The organism is Streptomyces sp. IBSBF 3136 (assembly GCF_036815105.1).
Taxonomy (GTDB): Bacteria; Actinomycetota; Actinomycetes; order Streptomycetales; family Streptomycetaceae; genus Streptomyces.
This window is the reverse complement of sequence record NZ_JAJSZC010000026.1, coordinates 1-17,566: the sequence shown is the minus strand read 5'-3', so window position 1 is coordinate 17,566 and position 17,566 is coordinate 1. Positions and strand designations below refer to the sequence as shown.

16 protein-coding genes and 1 pseudogene are annotated in these 17,566 nt (G+C 70.4%); 12 read left to right on the top strand and 5 right to left on the bottom strand.

Features of this window, described 5'->3' with window-relative positions:
- The first annotated feature begins 196 nt into the window (after nucleotides 1-196).
- The 6 genes from V7E45_RS08480 (at nucleotide 197) to V7E45_RS08455 (ending at nucleotide 6,974) form a co-directional block, all read left to right on the top strand.
- A complete protein-coding gene (locus tag V7E45_RS08480; protein WP_333773473.1) occupies nucleotides 197-832 on the top strand; it encodes an HAD-IA family hydrolase in 636 nt (211 codons plus the stop codon).
- A gap of 469 nt (nucleotides 833-1,301) precedes the next feature.
- Nucleotides 1,302-1,739: a phage holin family protein gene (locus tag V7E45_RS08475; RefSeq protein WP_333773472.1), complete on the top strand. Its 438-nt coding sequence runs from the start codon at nucleotides 1,302-1,304 to the stop codon at nucleotides 1,737-1,739.
- Nucleotides 1,736-2,158 carry a DUF3618 domain-containing protein gene (locus V7E45_RS08470; RefSeq protein WP_333773471.1) on the top strand — a complete coding sequence of 141 codons (423 nt, stop codon included), beginning with the start codon at nucleotides 1,736-1,738 and terminating at the stop codon, nucleotides 2,156-2,158. The genes V7E45_RS08475 and V7E45_RS08470 overlap by 4 nt, the downstream gene beginning before the upstream one ends.
- A 507-nt stretch (nucleotides 2,159-2,665) precedes the next feature.
- Nucleotides 2,666-5,059 (top strand): Orn/Lys/Arg decarboxylase N-terminal domain-containing protein, encoded by a 2,394-nt coding sequence (locus V7E45_RS08465; protein ID WP_333773470.1) that lies wholly within the window; start codon nucleotides 2,666-2,668, stop codon nucleotides 5,057-5,059.
- Nucleotides 5,060-5,265: 206 nt separating this feature from the next.
- The gene (locus V7E45_RS08460) at nucleotides 5,266-5,661 is read left to right on the top strand and encodes a GNAT family N-acetyltransferase (RefSeq protein ID WP_333773469.1); all 396 of its coding nucleotides are present in this window, start codon (nucleotides 5,266-5,268) and stop codon (nucleotides 5,659-5,661) included.
- 167 nt (nucleotides 5,662-5,828) lie between these two features.
- Complete coding sequence (locus V7E45_RS08455) at nucleotides 5,829-6,974, top strand: serine hydrolase domain-containing protein (protein WP_333773468.1); 1,146 nt, start codon at nucleotides 5,829-5,831, stop codon at nucleotides 6,972-6,974.
- A 20-nt stretch (nucleotides 6,975-6,994) separates the two neighbouring features.
- On the opposite strand, the gene V7E45_RS08450 is transcribed toward V7E45_RS08455, so the two are convergent.
- Both V7E45_RS08450 and V7E45_RS08445 read right to left on the bottom strand, forming a co-directional pair.
- Entirely contained in the window at nucleotides 6,995-7,366 is a 372-nt protein-coding gene (locus tag V7E45_RS08450) for an STAS domain-containing protein (RefSeq protein ID WP_333773467.1), read from the bottom strand.
- Nucleotides 7,367-7,645: 279 nt separating this feature from the next.
- Nucleotides 7,646-8,761, bottom strand: a complete 1,116-nt coding sequence (locus tag V7E45_RS08445) for an FAD-dependent oxidoreductase (protein ID WP_333773466.1) — start codon at nucleotides 8,759-8,761, stop codon at nucleotides 7,646-7,648.
- An 82-nt stretch (nucleotides 8,762-8,843) separates the two neighbouring features.
- Between V7E45_RS08445 and V7E45_RS08440 the strand changes: the two genes are divergently transcribed.
- On the top strand, nucleotides 8,844-9,524 hold the full coding sequence (locus tag V7E45_RS08440) for a TetR/AcrR family transcriptional regulator (protein ID WP_333773465.1): 681 nt from the start codon (nucleotides 8,844-8,846) through the stop codon (nucleotides 9,522-9,524).
- A 29-nt stretch (nucleotides 9,525-9,553) separates the two neighbouring features.
- On the opposite strand, the pseudogene V7E45_RS08435 reads toward V7E45_RS08440, so the two are convergent.
- The 3 genes and pseudogenes from V7E45_RS08435 to V7E45_RS08425 form a co-directional block, all read right to left on the bottom strand.
- Nucleotides 9,554-9,675: pseudogene (locus V7E45_RS08435) on the bottom strand (alpha/beta fold hydrolase); the annotation flags it as partial.
- A 98-nt stretch (nucleotides 9,676-9,773) separates the two neighbouring features.
- On the bottom strand, nucleotides 9,774-10,619 hold the full coding sequence (locus tag V7E45_RS08430) for an RNA polymerase sigma factor SigF (protein WP_333773464.1): 846 nt from the start codon (nucleotides 10,617-10,619) through the stop codon (nucleotides 9,774-9,776).
- A gap of 247 nt (nucleotides 10,620-10,866) precedes the next feature.
- Entirely contained in the window at nucleotides 10,867-11,931 is a 1,065-nt protein-coding gene (locus tag V7E45_RS08425) for a sodium:calcium antiporter (protein WP_333773463.1), read from the bottom strand.
- 279 nt (nucleotides 11,932-12,210) lie between these two features.
- Between V7E45_RS08425 and V7E45_RS08420 the strand changes: the two genes are divergently transcribed.
- The 5 genes from V7E45_RS08420 to V7E45_RS08400 form a co-directional block, all read left to right on the top strand.
- Nucleotides 12,211-13,104: a Rieske 2Fe-2S domain-containing protein gene (locus tag V7E45_RS08420; protein ID WP_333773462.1), complete on the top strand. Its 894-nt coding sequence runs from the start codon at nucleotides 12,211-12,213 to the stop codon at nucleotides 13,102-13,104.
- 207 nt (nucleotides 13,105-13,311) lie between these two features.
- Nucleotides 13,312-13,875, top strand: a complete 564-nt coding sequence (locus tag V7E45_RS08415; protein ID WP_333773461.1) for a hypothetical protein — start codon at nucleotides 13,312-13,314, stop codon at nucleotides 13,873-13,875.
- A 388-nt stretch (nucleotides 13,876-14,263) separates the two neighbouring features.
- On the top strand, nucleotides 14,264-14,827 hold the full coding sequence (locus V7E45_RS08410) for a hypothetical protein (RefSeq protein WP_333773460.1): 564 nt from the start codon (nucleotides 14,264-14,266) through the stop codon (nucleotides 14,825-14,827).
- Nucleotides 14,828-14,971: 144 nt separating this feature from the next.
- Complete coding sequence (locus V7E45_RS08405; RefSeq protein WP_333773459.1) at nucleotides 14,972-16,834, top strand: SpoIIE family protein phosphatase; 1,863 nt, start codon at nucleotides 14,972-14,974, stop codon at nucleotides 16,832-16,834.
- 151 nt (nucleotides 16,835-16,985) lie between these two features.
- On the top strand, nucleotides 16,986-17,566 hold a 581-nt coding region (locus V7E45_RS08400; protein ID WP_333773458.1), incomplete at its 3' end, for a type III effector protein.

The window sequence follows — 17,566 nt, the reverse complement described above, 5'->3', positions numbered from 1 at the left end:
ACATGGCGCCGGCGGCGCCGTTCGACCTTGGCCAGACGGTCGCCACCGCGATGTCCCACGGTCGGAACGCGTGCGTTGATACGCCGGCAAGATCGCTTGACCTTGCCCCAGCGGGAAGGATCACAGTTTCTATGGATCACATGGCCGGTGGAGGGTGTGCTCGCCGGCCAACCGAGACGTAGAGGGGGGAGTTCGCATGATCGCGACCTGCATCATTCTCGACATCGGCGGCGTGCTGGAGATCACGCCGAGAACGGGGTGGGGGCAACGGTGGGAGGAGCGGCTGGAGCTGCCGCGGGGCGCTGTGAACGAGCGGATGCGCGACGTTTGGCGTGCGGGAAGCGTCGGGAGCATCAGCGAACGAGACGTGCACGAGCAGGTGGCAGCACGTTTGGGTCTCGACGCGGGCCAGGTCGAAGCGTTTATGGCTGATCTCTGGACGGAGTACCTGGGGACGCCGAACGCAGAACTGATCGACTACGTGCGAGGATTGCGGGGGACCTGCCGACTGGGCATCTTGAGCAACAGCTTCGTCGGTGCACGGCAACGGGAATGCGCGCTCTACCACTTCGACGAGTTGGTCGAGCAGATCGTCTATTCGCACGAGATCGGTATCGGCAAGCCCGACCTGCGGTCCTTCGAGGCCGCGTGCGCCGGCTTGGGCGTTGTTGCGGAGAACTGCCTTTTCATCGACGATGTCGCCGTCAACATCGAAGCCGCCGAAGCGGCGGGCATGCAGGGCCACCTGTTCGAGGACAACGCCCGGACCATCACACGCATCGAAGCTCACCTGGCGAACGACTCGGGCGTCGAGCAGGCGCTGCTGCGATAGGCAACGCCTTGCGACCGACGGTGAACCGGCGTTCCGCCGGGCCGTGTCGGCCTCCGCCGGGTGAGCCGAGCCGCACGGCGTGACGTTGGACCGGCTCGGCATGGACGGTGAGCTGAACTGGTCAGCCTCCTCCGGCTTGCGGCCACGCCGGCACATCCTCCGGGGAACCTCTGCTGACGCCGGGTCCAGCGGAACGGCGAGAGTGGTCACGAGACCAGCGCGATGGTCACGGTTTCTTGCAGCCACAGACGACAAACGATGCGAGAGCCTGATGTCCCAACCCTGTGGGAGCGCGCCGACAGGAGTGGGCGGTGCGGTCGGTAGATGACGGCCCGGTGGCACCACAGGTGACCAGTTCGAGATCGGCCGCCCTGAACTGGTCGATCGGGGGTACTCACGCCGTCACCGGAGGACGCAACGGCGTCCTGCGGCCGAAGAGAGGGAAGCCGAGTGACGGGAGGTGATCGCCATGTCGTCGGGTACGCAGCCGCACGACCCGAGCCGGCCGGCACCACAGGCGCAGGCGCAAGAGCCGGTGAGTGAGTTGGTGCAGCGTGCCTCGCAGCAGCTCAGCGAGCTGGTGCGTGGAGAACTGCGCTTGGCGCAGGCGGAGATGAAGGAGAAGGGCAAGCGCTACGGCAAGGGGGGCGGGCTGTTCGGCGGTGCCGGACTGGTCGGGTTCCTGATGTTGCAGGCCCTGGTGGCCACCGTCATCGCCGCACTCGCCGTGGTACTTCCGGTGTGGGCCGCGGCCCTCATCGTGACCGCCGTCCTCGGCGTTGTCGCCGCCGTGATGGCGCTGACCGGGAAGAAGGAAGTCTCCCAGGCCGCCCCGCCCGCGCCCGCGGAGACGATCGAGAACGTGAAGGCCGACGTGGCCGAGATCAAGGAGAGTGCCCACCGATGACCCAGCCGCCCCACGACGAGCCCACCGCGCAGAGCCCGGAGGAACTGCGCGAACAAATCGAGAACACCCGTCACGAACTCGGCGACACGGTCCAGGCGCTCGCGGCCAAGACCGACGTCAAGGCCCGCGCACAGGAGAAGGCCGCCGAGATCAAGGACCAGGCAGCGCTCAAGGCCGGGGAGCTGAAGGAACAGGCCGCGCTCAAGGCTGAGCAGGTCAAGGTCAAGGCCACCGAAGCCGCGTCACGCGTGCAGGACAAGCTGCCCGACCCGGTCCGGCACAAGGCCACCCAAGCCGCCGGGCAGGCCCGGGTGGCCACCGCCCAGGGGCTCCACGCGGCACGCAGCAACCGTCAACTGCTCCTCGCGACCGCCGCCGCAGGCACGCTCATTTGGCTGATCCGCCGGAAGAAGCGGTGACAGTGCGAAGGCCGCCGAGACCGTCCATAAGCTGGTAGGACCCGTGCCGGACGCCACCTGCGGCATCCTTACAAAAGCCCTCTTCGAACAGGGGTGGAGACGTCCATCCATGGTGAGGACGACTCCGACGTCACCCCCTTTCAGGACCACGGCTCGGGCGAACTCCCCTTCCCCGCAACCGTGCAGGGCGCTCGTCTCGCCGGCGTCACAGCAGCCGTCGACCGCGTCGGCGCCGTCGGCACACGCCACGTCACCGGCCTACGCCCCGGCTGACCGGGAGAACACGGCGCGGAGGGGGCCGGTACCCACTCGGGTACCGGCCCCTCCCCCGTCTTCGTAGGAGCCGAGCCTCTGTCGTCGCCCACAAAAGTCGGCGCGCCCGCCGGTCAATGCGGTACCCCTGCGTTTCGGTCCTTCCGGTGGTTTGCCGTTCCCGGTGCCGGTGCCCGCAGTGGAGCGCCTCGGACACTGATCGGGGCGGCACCGGGCCGCTGGAAAGGGGGCCGCATGCCCGACGGCAGGATGCTGATCGCGGTACGGGAGCACTTCCGCGAGGAGGGGGCCGCGCCCGAACAACTCCGCGCGATCCGTGCGGCGGTCGAGGCGAAGGGGCTGGAAGTCCGCTGGGCCGTGACAGCCGAGGACGCGCAGGCGGTACTGCGGACGGAGGCAGGACTGGCGGCGGCCCTGGTCGCCTGGGATCTGCCTCCTGGTACGGCCGCCGGCCAGCCGGGCGGGGACGAGAGCGGCGGGGCCTCGGTGCTGCGGTCCATCGGCCGACGGTTCCAGGACCTTCCGGTGTTCCTGGTGATGGCCGACGAGGGTGTGCGGGATCTGCCGTTGTGGGTGTCGGAGATGGTCGTCGGCTACGTCTGGCCGTTGGAGGACACCCCGGGCTTCATCGCCGGCCGGATCTCGACGGCGGCTCGCACCTACCGCGAGGAGGTGCTGCCGCCGTTCTTCCGGGCCCTGCGCCGCTTCGACGACTCCCACGAGTACTCCTGGCACACCCCGGCGCACGCGGGCGGTGTGGCGTTCCTGAAGTCACCGGCGGGCCGCGCCTTCCACGACTACTTCGGCGAGCGGCTGCTGCGCAGCGATCTGTCGATCTCGGTGGACGAGCTGGGCTCGCTGTTCGAGCACACCGGCCCGATCGGGGAGGCGGAGCGCAATGCGGCCCGTGTCTTCGGCGCCGACCTGACGTACTTCGTGCTGCACGGGGACTCCACCTGCAACCGCCTGGTGGGCCACTTCAGCGTCACGCGGGATGAGTTGGCGCTGGTGGACCGCAACTGTCACAAGTCGGTACTGCACGGCTTGGTGGTGTCCGGGGCCCGCCCCGTCTACCTGGTTCCGACCCGCAACGGCTACGGTCTGGCCGGCCCGCTGCCGCCCGCCGAGCTGGCACCGGAGGCAGTGGCCGCCCGGATCGCCGCGCACCCGTTGGCCGAGGGGGCGCTCTCGGCGGAGCCTCAGTACGCGGTCTTCACCAACTCCACGTACGACGGCCTGTGTTACGACGCCGTCCCGACGGCGCGGGCGCTCGCGGCGAGCTCCCCGCGGGTGCACTTCGACGAGGCTTGGTTCGCGTACGCACGCTTCCATCCACTGTACGCGGGGCGCTACGGCATGGCGGTGCATGAGTCGTCGTTCCCCGGGCCCGACCGGCCGACGGTGTTCGCGACCCAGTCGACGCACAAGCTGCTCGCCGCACTCTCGCAGTCGGCGATGGTGCACGTACGACCCGCGCCGCGGGCGCCGGTGGAACACGAGCGGTTCAACGAGGTGCTGATGATGCACGGCACCACCTCACCGCTGTACCCGATGATCGCCTCCCTGGACGTGGCGACCGCGATGATGGACGGGCCGCAGGGAGAGTGGCTGGTCGACGAGGCGGTGACGGAGGCCGTCCGGTTCCGTCAGGAGATGGTCCGCCTGCGCCACCGTATCGAGGTCGCCGGTGACCGTCCGCCGTGGTTCTTCGGCGTGTGGCAGCCTCCGACGGTCACCGACCCCGCGACCGGTACGGAACTCCCCTTCGACGAGGCCCCCTCGGAGCTGCTGCGCACCGAGCCGTCCTGCTGGACGCTCGCCCCCGGCGCCGACTGGCACGGCTTCCCGGGGCTGACCGAGGGGCACTGCATGCTGGACCCGGTGAAGGTCACCCTGACCTGCCCCGGCATCACCGCCACCGGGGAGATGGCGGACGAGGGCATCCCCGCGCGGGTACTGACGGCCTACCTGGCGACCAGGAACATCGTGGTGGAGAAGACCGACAGCTACACCACGCTCGTCCTGTTCTCCATGGGCATCACCAAGGGCAAGTGGGGCACGCTGCTGGACGCGCTGATGGACTTCAAGGCCCTGTACGACAGCGACGCGCCGCTGGAGCGGGTGCTGCCGCAGGCCACCGCCGCGCACCCGAAACGGTACGCGGGACTGACCCTGCGCGAGCTGTGCCGACAAATGCACGGGCAGCTGCGCTCGGCACGGCTGGTGGAGCTGCTGGACACCGCGTTCCAGCAGTTGCCGGAGCCCGTGTTCCCGCCGCAGCACTGCTACCAGCGGCTGGTGCGGGGCGGTACCGAGCGGGTACGCATCGCCCAGGCGGCCGGCCGGATCGCGGCGGCCATGGTCACCGTCACACCGCCAGGCATCCCGGTACTGATGCCCGGAGAGAACGTCGGCGCCCCCGACGGCCCGCTCCTGCGCTACCTCACCGCGCTGGAGTCCTTCGACCGCCGCTTCCCGGGATTCCGCAGTGAGACGCACGGCGTCACCATCGACGCCGACACCGGCGACTACCAGATCGAGTGCCTGAGCCCTGACCAGGACGACCACCGCATCGCACCCCCCGCGCAACGCCACGCGCCACAGTCGGCGAACGCCGTGCAGCCCTAGGGCCTGTTGCGAAAGTGGCCTCGTCGCCCGGAGGGCGGTCGCGCGGCGTCCGGTGCGTGCTCTCGGCGTGCCGCCCGGAAGTCCTCGTACTGGGCGTACTCGGGCTTCCGGGCGGTGCGGCGAGAGTGCGTGCCGGGCGTCGCACGGCAGAGGACCACTTTCGCAACAGGCCCTAGCGGACTCGGCACGGACATACGATCGGAGACGTGACGATCCAGTACCAGTGGCGAGGTGACTTCGAGAACTCCGCCCTCAACGCGCTACACGCCGACGGTTTCGGTCACCCTGTCGCCCGGACCGACTGGCGGGAACGACTGCGGCGCCACAGCCTCGGCTGGGTCTGCGCATGGGAGGACGGCAGTCTGATCGGCTTCGTCAACGTCGCCTGGGACGGCGGAGCTCATGCCTTCATCCTCGACACGGTGGTCGCGCTGCATCACCGGTCGAAAGGAGTCGGAGCCGCGCTTCTCTCCACCGCGGCCGAAGAAGCTCGTATCGCGAAGTGCGAGTGGCTTCACGTCGACTTCGAAGAACACTTGCGTTCCTTCTATTTCCATGGATGTGGCTTCAGAGAGACGGCAGCCGGACTGATCGCCTTGTGACGCGGTGACGCCAGGTGACGTGGGCCGCCCGTCAGCGGTGCAGGGAGACGGAGAGTCCCCGAGGAGCGCCGGGGTGGGGCCGGTCGGGGCGATGAGTTCCCGGATCGCCGGCAGTCTGTCCTCAGGAGACAGCATCCCGCCCGCGCCGGTTCGGAAGAGGCCTGCTGATGAGCGAACTGCACAAGACCTTGCGACGCTACGTCGACAACGGGACGGTCCCCGGGGCCGTGGGGTTGGTGGCCCGAGGGGACGACGTCGAAGTGGTGGCCGTCGGGTCGCTGGACGCCGACGGCACCGCCCCGATGACCCGCGAGTCCCTCTTCCGCATCGCCTCGATCACCAAGCCGATCGTCGCCGCCGCGCTGCTGGCGCTGATCGAGGACGGCACCGTCGGCCTGGCCGACCCTGTGGCCGAGTGGCTGCCCGAGTTGGAGAAGCCGGTCGTGGTGCGCACGCCCGGCGGACCGGTCGACGACGTGGTTCCGGCCGTACGCCCGATCACCGTCGAGCACCTGCTGAGCTCACGGCCGGGCTGGGGTTTCCCCGACGACTTCACGCTCCCCGCCGTCCGCGCGCTCTTCGAGGTGCAGCGAGACGGTCGCGCCCCGCAGTCCATGCCCGACCAGGACACCTGGCTGGCGGCCATGTCCCGGGTCCCGCTGCTGCACCAGCCGGGCGACGCCTGGTTGTACAACACGGCCTCCGACCTGCAGGGGGTACTGATCGCGCGGGCCTCGGGCCGCGCGCTGCCCGACTATCTGGCCGAACGGCTGCTGGAGCCACTGGGGATGAAGGACACCGGCTTCGTCGTACCGCCGGGCAAGCAGGACCGTCTCACGTCCGCCTACCGCCCCGACGGCGCGGGCGCGCTGGTGCGGACGGACACCCCGGACGGCGCGTTCACGAAGGCCCCGCGCTTCGCCTCCGGCGCCGGCGGGCTGGTGTCCACGGCCGACGACTGGCTGGCGTTCGCCCGGCTGCTCCTGAACGGCGGCGAGGCGAACGGCCGCCGCCTCCTCACGCCTGCCGCGGTGAGCCGGATGACCACCAACCATCTCACCGCGGCCCAGCGCGACGCGGGCGCGCTCTTCCTTGAGGGCCAGGGCTGGGGCTACGGCGGCCAGGTCGACGTCACGCCCGCCGACCCCTGGAACGTCCCCGGCCGCTACGGCTGGGTCGGCGGCACCGGCACGGCGGCCCATATGGTCCCGCACACCGGGACGGTGACGATCCTGCTCACCCAGGTGGCGATGGAGAATCCCACCCCGCCACCGCTGATGCGGGACTTCTGGCGCTGCACGGCAGGAGCCTGAAGCGGGCCCGTCCGGGCCCGTCAGGAGGCGGCGTGATGCGCGGGCAGGAGGACGGCCGCGGCGCGCGGACCGGGTGGACGGGGTGTGGTCACGCGGAACTGCGGGCGGGTACCGGTGAGGTCCAGGACGTGCTGAGGCTGGGCCTGCAAACCGGAAAGTTCCAGGTGCCCGCCGTGTGTGTCGGCGTTCCGGTTCAGGGTCTGCAGCAGGCAGAGGCCGCTGGCGTCCATGAACGCCACGCCCGCCATGTCCAGGCACAGTATGCGGTCACGGACGTTCACGGTGTCCGTGATACGGGTGACCTGCGAGCAGGCATCGAGGTCGAGGTCACCGACCACCGTGATCACGGTCCGGTCGGCGAGCTCGCTGACGCGTACATCGACAGAGGGCATGGAGGAAAACACCGCCGTTCGGGATCAAAGCCCATCACGGTCGGCTCCCACTGCCGGAAGTAGGCCGTCAAACGCGCGGCACACCGGTGCCGCTCACACTGTGCAAGACCACCCGCACCAGCCACCGCCCTTTCCGTGTGTCCACTGCACGGGGGCGCGGGGTCTCCCACCAGACCAGGCTGGTTCTCATCAAGCGTGGCACACCGAGGCTGCCGGCACCAGGCCTGCCGGCCCCGGTCGGGGAAAGAGGCCGGGGAGAGGGAAACGCCTTGTCGGGGTTCAGATTCCGTCAGGTTGGAAGAACGCGAGCATCTTCTGGGCGGCGTCCGGCGACATCAGCAAGTCCTGCATCTCGGCGGACATCCGCGCGGCGGCACTGGTGCGTTCGAACATCTCACGTTCGTACTCTTCGACGGCGATGGGAAGATCGTCCGGGTGCGCGGCCAGCGCCAGGCCGAGCAGGGCGCCGTCGAGCAGGGCCATGTTGGCGCCCTGCCCCACCGGCGGCATCAGGTGCGCGGCATCGCCGAGCAGCGTGACACCTGGCGTAGAAGGCCAGGTCAGACCGGCTGGGAGAGCGGTGATCGACCGCGGCACGACGGTGTCGTCGCAGGCCGCGATCAGCGCGGTGATCCGTGGGTTCCAGCCGGGCAGCAGGTCGATCAGCCGCGCCCGCGCGGCGGCCGGGTCGTCGAACGGGATCCCGCTGGCGGCGATCCAGTCCTCGGGGGTGTTGTAGAAACTGAGGCCGATGCGGACGCGGCCGTCGCCGTTGCGCTGCGCCGCCAGGGACAGTCCGTCCCCGAGCACCCAGTAGTTGCCGCGTCCGACCATTGCCGCGAGGTCGGGGTGAGTGCGGTCGATGTCGGGAATTCCGACTTCGACAATGTTCTGGCCGATGTGCGCCGGGCGGGCGTCGGTGAGCAGCGTGCGGACCCGGGACTGCGCGCCGTCCGCGCCGACCAGCAGGTCGCATGTCGCGCTGCTGCCGTCGGCGAAGTGCAGCAGGCCGTCGTGGGCGGACTTGAAAGCGCGCCCCCAGCGCACCGTGTCCTCGGGGAGGGAATCCAGCAACAGGTCGCGCAGATCGGCGCGGTCGACCTCGGGGCGCTCGAGCGGGGCGTCGTCGGGCGTGTCCTCCTGGAGCAGCAGGGTTCCGTCCGGTTCGAGAAGACGCATGTCCTGCCCCGCGCCCCGGGCGATCTCGTAGAACTGGTCGATCAGACCGGCCTCGCGCAGCGCCCGCTGGCCGGAGTGGATGTCGAGCATGCCGCCCTGATCGCGCGCGTCGCGTGATGGTTCGCGTTCGTATATGACGGCGTCCATGCCGTTGACATGCAGCACGCGGGCAAGAGCCAGGCCGCCGAGACCGGCTCCGACGATGGCGATGTCCATGTTCCCTCTCCCCCGGTACACCCTTCGATACAACGTCTCGGACGATACAGCGTATCGGCCCATACGCTGTATCGTTGGCGCCATGTTGGTGTGGGAAAGGCCCGAGCCGCCGGATCGGCCGGTGCCGGCCTCGTTGAGCCGGGAGCGGATCGTGCGGGCGGCGATCAAACTGGCCGACGCGGACGGCCTGGAGGCGGTGTCACTGCGCAAGGTCGCCGCCGAGCTGGACGTCCGTCCGATGCGGCTGTACGGCTACATCGCCGGCAAGGAGGAGCTGCTCGACCTGATGGTCGACGCCGTCCACGCCGAGATCCGGCCGGTCGGCGACGGCTGGCGGGAGGTGCTCCGGTCGCATGCCGAAGCCACTCGGCACGCCGTTCAGGGGCACGAATGGCTCGCCGATCTCCTGGGTGGCCGCCCTCAGCTCGGGCCGCACGCCCTGGCCACCGGGGAGTCCGTGATGGCCGCACTCGGCGGGGTCGACGTGGACGACGTCATGCCGGTGGTCGCCGCGGTCAACGCGTACGTGATCGGCGCGGTGCGCCGGGAGATCGCCGAGCGACGCGCCGAGCGGGCCACCGGGATGGACGAGAAGCATTGGCAAGCCACGCTCGGGCCCTACCTGCAGCGGACCTTGGCCACCGGCCGCTTCCCCGCACTGGCCACGGTGGTGCACGAGGCCACCGATCTGGACGCCGACCACACCTTCGGGATCGGCCTCGACTGCCTGCTCGACGGAATCGAGGCCCGCATCTCACGATGACCTGCGATCGAAGAACCGAAGTGGGGTCCGGCCAGCGCAGGAACCGTCAGCCGCCACATGTTCTGGTCACATCCGAAGCCATGCGCCAGCACCACCACAGGCCCCTCGGCGTTGCCGGTCAGGTCACATTGTTCCTGCGGCCGACGTCCATGCGCGCAGTGTCTCAATCCGCCGCCCGCGGCTCCGACACGCCCCCGGGACCGCCCCCGCCATGCCGAGAACATTCACACGGCCGCCCCGATCGGACTTTCAGCCGGTGGTCAGCAGTTGCTCGCGCAGGCGGTTCAGGCACCGGGACAGGAGCCGGGAGACGTGCATCTGGGAGACGCCCAGGCGCTCACCGATCTGCCCCTGGGTGAGCTCCTCCACGAACCGCATGTGGATGATCTGCCGATCCCGCTCTTCCAGGGCGGCGATCAGCGGAGCCAGCGCATGGAAGTCCTCCACCAGCTCCAGCGCGCCGTCTTCCACGCCGATGAAGTCCTGCAGCGCGGCCTCACCATCCTGGCTACCGCCGATGGCGGCGTCGAGGGAGGTGGAGTTGTAGCCGTTGGAGGCCAGGCGGGCCTCGCGGACCTCGTCCTCGGGCAGGCTCATCAGCTCCGACAGCTCCTTGACCGTCGGATCGCGGTCCAGGCGGCTGCGCAGCTCCTCGGTGGCGCGGGCGAGCTGGACCCGGGCCTCCTGGAGCCGGCGGGGCACGTGCACGGCCCAGGTGGTGTCACGGAAGAAGCGCTTGATCTCGCCCACGATGTACGGAATGGCGAAGGACGTGAACTCCGCCTCCCGGGACAGCTCGAACCGGTCGATCGCCTTGATCAGACCGATCATGCCGACCTGGACGATGTCCTCCATCTCCTCCGGGCCGCGGCTGCGGAACCGGCCGGCCGCGTAGCGGACCAGGGACATGTTCATCTCGATCAGCGTGTTCCGCGCGTAGCTGTACTCGGCCGTGCCTTCTTCCAGCACCGCCAGCTGCTCGAAGAACAGCCGCGACAGCTGCCGGGCGTCCTTCGGCGCCACTCGGGAAGGGTCGGCGACCTCCGGCAGCTCCGACATCCGCGTGTCTGCGGCCAGCGTGCTCATGAGCGCCATGAAGGTCCCCTCCCGGATCCGGATTCGTGCCACGGGCCGCCGAGTCCGACGGCCGGTGCGGCGGCGTGTACCCCCTCATGTTCCACCCATGCCCGCCACCGCACGAATGTGGGTGCCGGAGCTGACGCAAGGCCGGCCCGCGGGCGTCCGAACGGCCCCCAGGGAGGTCGGAAGGCACGCCGCGACGACGCCATGGCGACGGGGGCGGCCTCGGCGTCGCTCCGGCTGGTGCCCCGCAGGGGACCTGTCAGCCGGCGATGGTGGCCAGTCCGGCGATGCCGATGACGTAGATCACCACCGCTGTGATGCTGTCGATGCCCATGCGGGCGTACTGGCGGCGCGGCCTGAAGATCAGCCCCGCCATGTAGACCACGGTCAGGATGATGCCGAGGGCGGTGAGGTAGATGTCGGTGTCGTGCGCGGCCGGCAGGACCGGCTTGCCGGAGATGACGGTCGCGAGCAGGAACAGCACGGGCAGGAAGGCGTTGCCGCCGAAGATGTCGCTGACGGCGAGTTGGTAGTCGCCCAGCTTCGTGGAGGTCAGGCCGGTGCTGACCTCCGGCAGCGAGGTGGCCGCCGCCAGCACGGTCGCGCCGAACAACACGCCGCTCAGGCCCTGTCGGCCGAAGGACTCCTCGCCGCTGCGTTCGATCACGACGCCGGCGACAAGGGTGGCCGGCGCGGAGAAGCCGAACACCAGCCCGGTACGGACGGTGCTCACGCCCTTTTCGCCGGCGGCCTTCTCCTTCTTGCCCTTGGAGTGACCGCGCGGTTCGGGCTGGCTGTCCGGGGCGTCGCCGCCCTCCCGCCACGGCAGCCCCCGCCCTGCCCGGTCCAGCAGCACCAGTCCCACCAGCCAGAGGATCGCGATCGCCACCGAGGCGGGTGCCAGCCGAGCGGCGTGCAGGTCCGGGGAGAGCTGGGTGCCCATCACGACCACGGCCAGGACGACCACCACCAAGGCGCCCTCCAGGACGAGTTGGAGACTGGCCGCCAGACGGGTCAACGGGGCGCGCGGGCGGACGCCGGCAGCGTCCAGGACGGCCAGGACGATCGTCTGGAGGGCGATGCCGCCGAGGAGGTTGCCCACCGCGACGTCGAGTTGGCCGGCCATCGCCGCACTCGCCGTGATCGCGATCTCGGGAAGGTTGGTCGCGATGGCCAGGAGAACGAGTCCGCCGAGCGCGCTGCCGAGGTGGAGCCTTTCGGCGAGTACGTCGGTCGTGTCCGACAGCTTGACACCCGCGAACCAGATGACAGCCGCACTGGCGACGAACAACGCCAGCAGCACCGGCGAACCCAGAGATCCCATGGCGCCGGGAGTACCCTCTGCTCCGGGGAGGAACGCAACACCGCCGGCCCGGCCGAGACTTGGTGCAGTCCCTGACGCGCGGGACGACGTGGTCGGTGCGGTCGAAGTACCTCGGCGGCGCGGTGGTCCCCGGGTCGATCAGGCCGCCCATACCCTACGGTCCGCTACGCATGGTTGGGTTTCCCTTACGCAAGGCTATCGCCCCAGGTGGCCGGGCGGCACCCTTGCCGTCGGACGCGGGACCGTTTGTCATCCACGCGGGCGGGGACCCGGCTGCTCATGAGCACAGCACCCCCTCGTCGCCGGACAGGTCAGAACCGAGTCCTGTGGCTGCTGGACCGCCTGGAGCGGGAGCCGCGTGCGGATGCGGTGATAGACACGCTCGGTAGCGGCGTACGGTCCCTGCCGCTGGGACGCGGCCGCGACTTTCTGCACGGCAGGTGGCTGGGCCACCCGCTGCATCCGCTGATGGTCCAGGTGCCGATCGGCGCCTGGTTCTCGGCGGCACTGCTGGACCTGCGCCCCGGCCGATCGCGCGAGGCCGGCCTGTTGATCGGAGTCGGGTTGGCCGCGACGGTCCCCGCGGCGCTGACGGGGGCGGTCGACTGGGCGGAACTGCGCCCCCAGCAGCAGCGCGTCGGCCTGGCGCACGCCCTGGCGAACACGGTGGCCGCCGGTCTGTACGCCACCTCACTGGCCTGCCGCGTCAAGGGACGCGGCGCACCGGGCCGTGCGCTCGGCTTCCTGGGTCTGACGGCGGTCGGAATCGGTGGCATGCTGGGCGGCCACCTGGCCTACCGGCAGGCGTCCGGCGCCAACCACGCGGAAGAGGTCCCCCACGTCGTCCCGGAGGGCTGGCACCGTGTCGGGGCCCTGGCCGAGTTCCCGGAAGGCCGGCCGGAGCGACGCAGCGTGGACGACGTACCGGTACTGGTGGTGCGTGGATCCGACGGGGCCGTGCACGCCCTGGCCGACCGGTGCAGTCACCTGGCGGGACCGCTGTCCGAGGGCACCGTCGCCGACGGATGCGTGGAGTGCCCCTGGCACGGCAGCGTCTTCCGGCTGTCGGACGGCTGGAACGTACGCGGCCCGGCAACGGCACCACAGCCCGCCTTCGACACCCGGGTCGTCGACGGTCAGGTGGAGGTACGGCTGCGCGACGGCGAGCACTGACGGCTCAGCGGTGAGACCGACCGGCGACGGACCGCGGCGAAGTAGCGCTCCCGGGCCCTGCATTGCCCTGCCCAGCCTCGCCTTGCCCAACACATTCACCCGAGTGGCGCAAGCGATGGAAGCGGGTCAGCCTGTGAAGAACGGTTCGTCTCGACAGTGCGCTGCCGTCGCAGCGTTCACTCGCCCCTCGCTCCGGGGAGGAGTCTCATGTCCGTACCGATACGTCGCCTGGTCGTAGCGTCCGTTCTGTGCTGCGCCTTGCTGGCGGGTTCGACGGCGTATGCCGCCCCCCAGCATCCCGTGCGGAGCGCGACCGCCACCGCCGTCGCCGATCCCACTCCCAGTCCGAGCACGACCGCGGAGAAGCGCAGGTTCGCCAAGACGCGCTTCGTCGCGGACGCCGCGCTGGCCGCCGGCGCGACCTACCAGTGGATCGTCAAGCCGTACAAGGCAGGCAAGTTCAAGAAGGGCGCCCACGGCCGCAGGCTCGCTCTCGTCAAGGCCGGTCTCGCCGGCGCGTTCACCTACAACCGGCTCAAGGCGGCCGTCCGCAACGCCAAGGCCGACCCCACCCTCTCGAAGGCCCTCGCCCCACTCACCGCCGGCATCGAGTCCCTGAAGCAACTGCCGTCCAAACTGCGCAAGGGCAACACCGATGACACGGTCAGCAGCTACAACGACGTCATCAACAAGGTGAAGGACGCCGGCAAGAGCGCGGGCGCCGAAGTCAAGGACAAGGTGCCCAGTGCCTCGCAGCTGACCGGCTCCTGAGCCACCAGCCTCCGGCACGCGACTCCCGCGCCGGACGCCGAGACGTGCGTCCGGCGCGGCAGGAGTGAGCCGCCTCACAGATGTGATGCCTCATCACCAAGCTGTACCTGCCCCTATCTTGATGATTCGTAAGCCCCTTCCCCGAAGACACAGACGTGCCTCGCCCAGGGGACGCACACGCTGGATAGCGGGAACCCTGTCCCCCCACCCTGAGCTCACGATGCTCGACGGCGCGTACGCCCTGGCCGCCGCTCCCGCGAGCCACGGCGGTACGGCTCGCAAGAAGCCCGCGCGAACGTGGTCGTGGAGGCCAGCCGTACCGGCTGCGAGCGGTACGTCCAGATCAGACAGCGGCCCGACTCCGTCCCCCCTACTCCCAGGAGCACCGTTGTCCCCCACCTCACCGTCCGCCCGTGCCCGCGCCCACCTCGGGCTGGCGGCGGCCCTGATCCTGCCGGCCGCCTTCCTCGGCGCGTGTTCCGCAGTGGACGGCGGCGACGGCTGCCACGGCACGGCAGCCGAACTCAAGCACGTGGCCGCCGAGCCCGTGCTCGACTCGGCGCCCGCCGGCGCCACCGCACCTGGCAACTACCGCGGCGTCGGCGTGACCACCGGCTGCGACGACGACAGCAGCGGCAAGGCGTGGCTGCACGCGGACCGCCTCTACGCCTTCCCGGGCAAGCGCGACGACGTCATCGCCCACTACACAGAGACAGCGTCAGCGGCCGGCTGGCACCCCGAGCACGACCCCGATCCCAGGGCCCCGGACGCCACAGTCGAGGGCGCCTGCTGGACCCGGACCGCCAAGGGCCGGCACCTGCTGCTCACCGTCGACTTCCGCACCGGGGGCTACTCACCCGCCCCCGAGGTCATCAAGGGCGTCGCCTACGAGGTCTCGGTCGGCACCGCCTCGGACGGCAGCGGCGGCGGCGAGGCGTCCTGCTGGCACTAGGGCCAGTCGCGCGAGTGGCCTTGGACGACACGCGCGGGGCCCCTGACCGGACCGGATCACGGGCACCGCACCACGCGGATCCCAGGGTTGCGGTGCGTGCGTGGGTCTGTTTTCTGAGAGCCTGGTCACGAGGAGTGGTAGCCCATGACCGGTTCGGGCGGTGAGCGGAATCCCGGCTTCGCGAGTGATGTCCTGCGTGATATGGGTGCCGGCGTCTTCACCCTGGACCCGTCCGGGCTGATCACGTACGTCAATCCGTGGGCGGAACGCCTGCTGCGCCGGACGGCGGCGGAGATGCTGGGGCACGACGCGCATGATCTACTCCATCGCAGCCCTGACGGAGGTCGCGTCCCCCGTGAGCGGTGCCTGATGCGCACTCCCCTGGCCGGCAGCCGGGACGCCGTGGAGGGAAGCGAGGAGTACTTCCTGCGCGGTGACGGCGTCCTGCTGCCGATCATCTGGTCGGCGACGGCGCTCATGCCGGGAGAAACCCCCGGCGGGGTGGTGATCGTCTTCAGCGACTTCAGCCTGCACCGGGACGCCGAGGAGCGGGCGATCGCCCACACCGCCGCTCTGGAGGCGCTCACCAACCGGTTGAATCTCCTGGCTGAGGTCTCGTCGGTGCTGATGTCCACCATGGACGCCACGGATGCGGCACGCGCGCTGCTTCCCCTGCTGGTGCCGGAACTCGGGCACTGGGCCGCCGTCGACCTCGTCGACGCGCACTCCGGCGTCCCGCAGCGTGTCGCGGTGCGCAGCCTCGCTCATCCGGGGCGCGCCAGGGAGCTGACGGGACCGCTGCAGGCGGCGCAGCAGCGGCCGGAGATCATCCGCGGCGAGCAGCCGGTCCTGTTGGATGCCGGCGACCTGGTGGACGCGGGGTCACCGATGGCGGCCGGACACCGCATCCTGTTCGAACGGCTCGGTGGCCGCTGGGCCACCGCCGTACCGATCCGTTCCCGCCGTCGCTACTACGGCGTGCTGACCGTGGCGCGGGCCGAGGGCTCCGGTCCGCCGGCCGAGGGCGAGATGCGGCTGCTCGCGGACATCGGGCGCCGGCTCGCGCTGGTGCTGGACAACAGCCAGCTCTACGAGGAGCAGCGGAACGTCGCGGAGACCATGCAGCGCCAGTTGCTTGCCCCCCTGCCGCAGGTCGATCGCCTGCGCATGGCCGCCCGCTATCTGCCGGCACAGCGCGCCATGGAGATCGGAGGGGACTGGTACGACGCCTTCCTGCTCGCCGACGGCGTCATGGCCCTGGTGATCGGGGACGTGGTGGGCCACGATCTGCAGGCCGCTGTCCACATGGCCGAGGTGCGCAACATGCTGCGCGCGCTGGCCTGGACCCATGTGGAGCCACCCAGCATGATCATGCGGCGGCTGGACGAGGCGGTGACCCACACCAGCGACGCGCCGATGGCCACGCTGATCTTCGCCCGCCTCGAAGGTCCCGAAGGAGGGCCCTGGCAGCTGCACTGGGCCAATGCCGGCCACCCCCCGCCGCTGCTGATCACACCTGAGGGAGACACCCGCTTCCTGACCCGCGGGCACGGGCCGCTGATCGGTATGAGCGCCACCATGCACCTGGGCCTGAGCTGGCCGGACGCGCACGAGGACCTTCCCGCACGGTCGACCGTGCTGTTCTACACGGACGGCCTCGTCGAGAACCGGGAACGTCCCATCGAGGCCGGCATGTCCAGACTCCGCCACCACGCCTCCGCCCTGGCCAGGCGATTGCGCACCGGGACCGTCGACGACTTCTGCGACCGGCTTCTGCAGCGCCTCGACCCCCGCGGTGACGACACCGCCCTGCTGGCCCTGCGCCTGCCGCCCGCCGGAGCCGGCACCCTCGGCGACCACAGCCCGCCACCACCACCCCAGAGCGCCCACAGCCCGGCCGCCCCGGAGAGAGCCGCCCCCGGCTCACTCCAGGAACGAGCCCCCGTGCAAGACACCACCCGGGACGCCCGCGAAGCGCTGGACCCTCCGCGCAGTCCCGACGTATAGGCGCTCGCGCGGGTCGCGTGACGGCGGGGCGCGTCCGAACGTCCGGGTTCGGCGAAAGTTGCCGACACCCTCATGGGATCGTTGTACCCTGTCATCGAATGGATGACGAAATGGGAGGTCATCCAGGTGATGACGAAGTCGAGGAGGTGCCATGACGACTGCGGATCGACCGGACAGGGACGACCGACCGGAAACTGCTCCCACCGACGCTCAGGGCCCGGCGTCGTTCTTCGCCGCCGCGGCAGCCCTGGAAGCCATAGACGACGCCCTGCAGACCGCCCGGCAGCAGGCGCCCGGTGCTTCCGCCGCGTCCGGTGTCGGCCCGGAGCGGGCCCTGGCTTCGTTGCTGCTGCTGCGTCACGTCCGTGAACAGCTCGCCGGGTGGGAGACCGGTCTCATCGAGACCGCCCGTGACGCGGGTGCCAGCTGGGCCGACCTCGCCGAGCCGCTCGGTGTCGCCAGCCGTCAGGCCGCCGAACGTCGCTACTTGCGCAACCGGCCCGGCCCCGCTGGAACCACCGGCGAACAGCGCGTCCAGGCCACGCGCGAACATCGTGCCGCACAGCGCAGCACCAGCGCCTGGGCCCGGAGCAACGCCGCCGACCTGCGCCGCCTCGCCGGCCAGATCACCGCGCTCACCGACCTCCCCGCCGCCGCGCGTCGCCCGGTGAGCGAACTCGACGCGGCCCTCGGCCAGGACGATCCCGCCGCCCTGATCCCTCCCTTGAACGC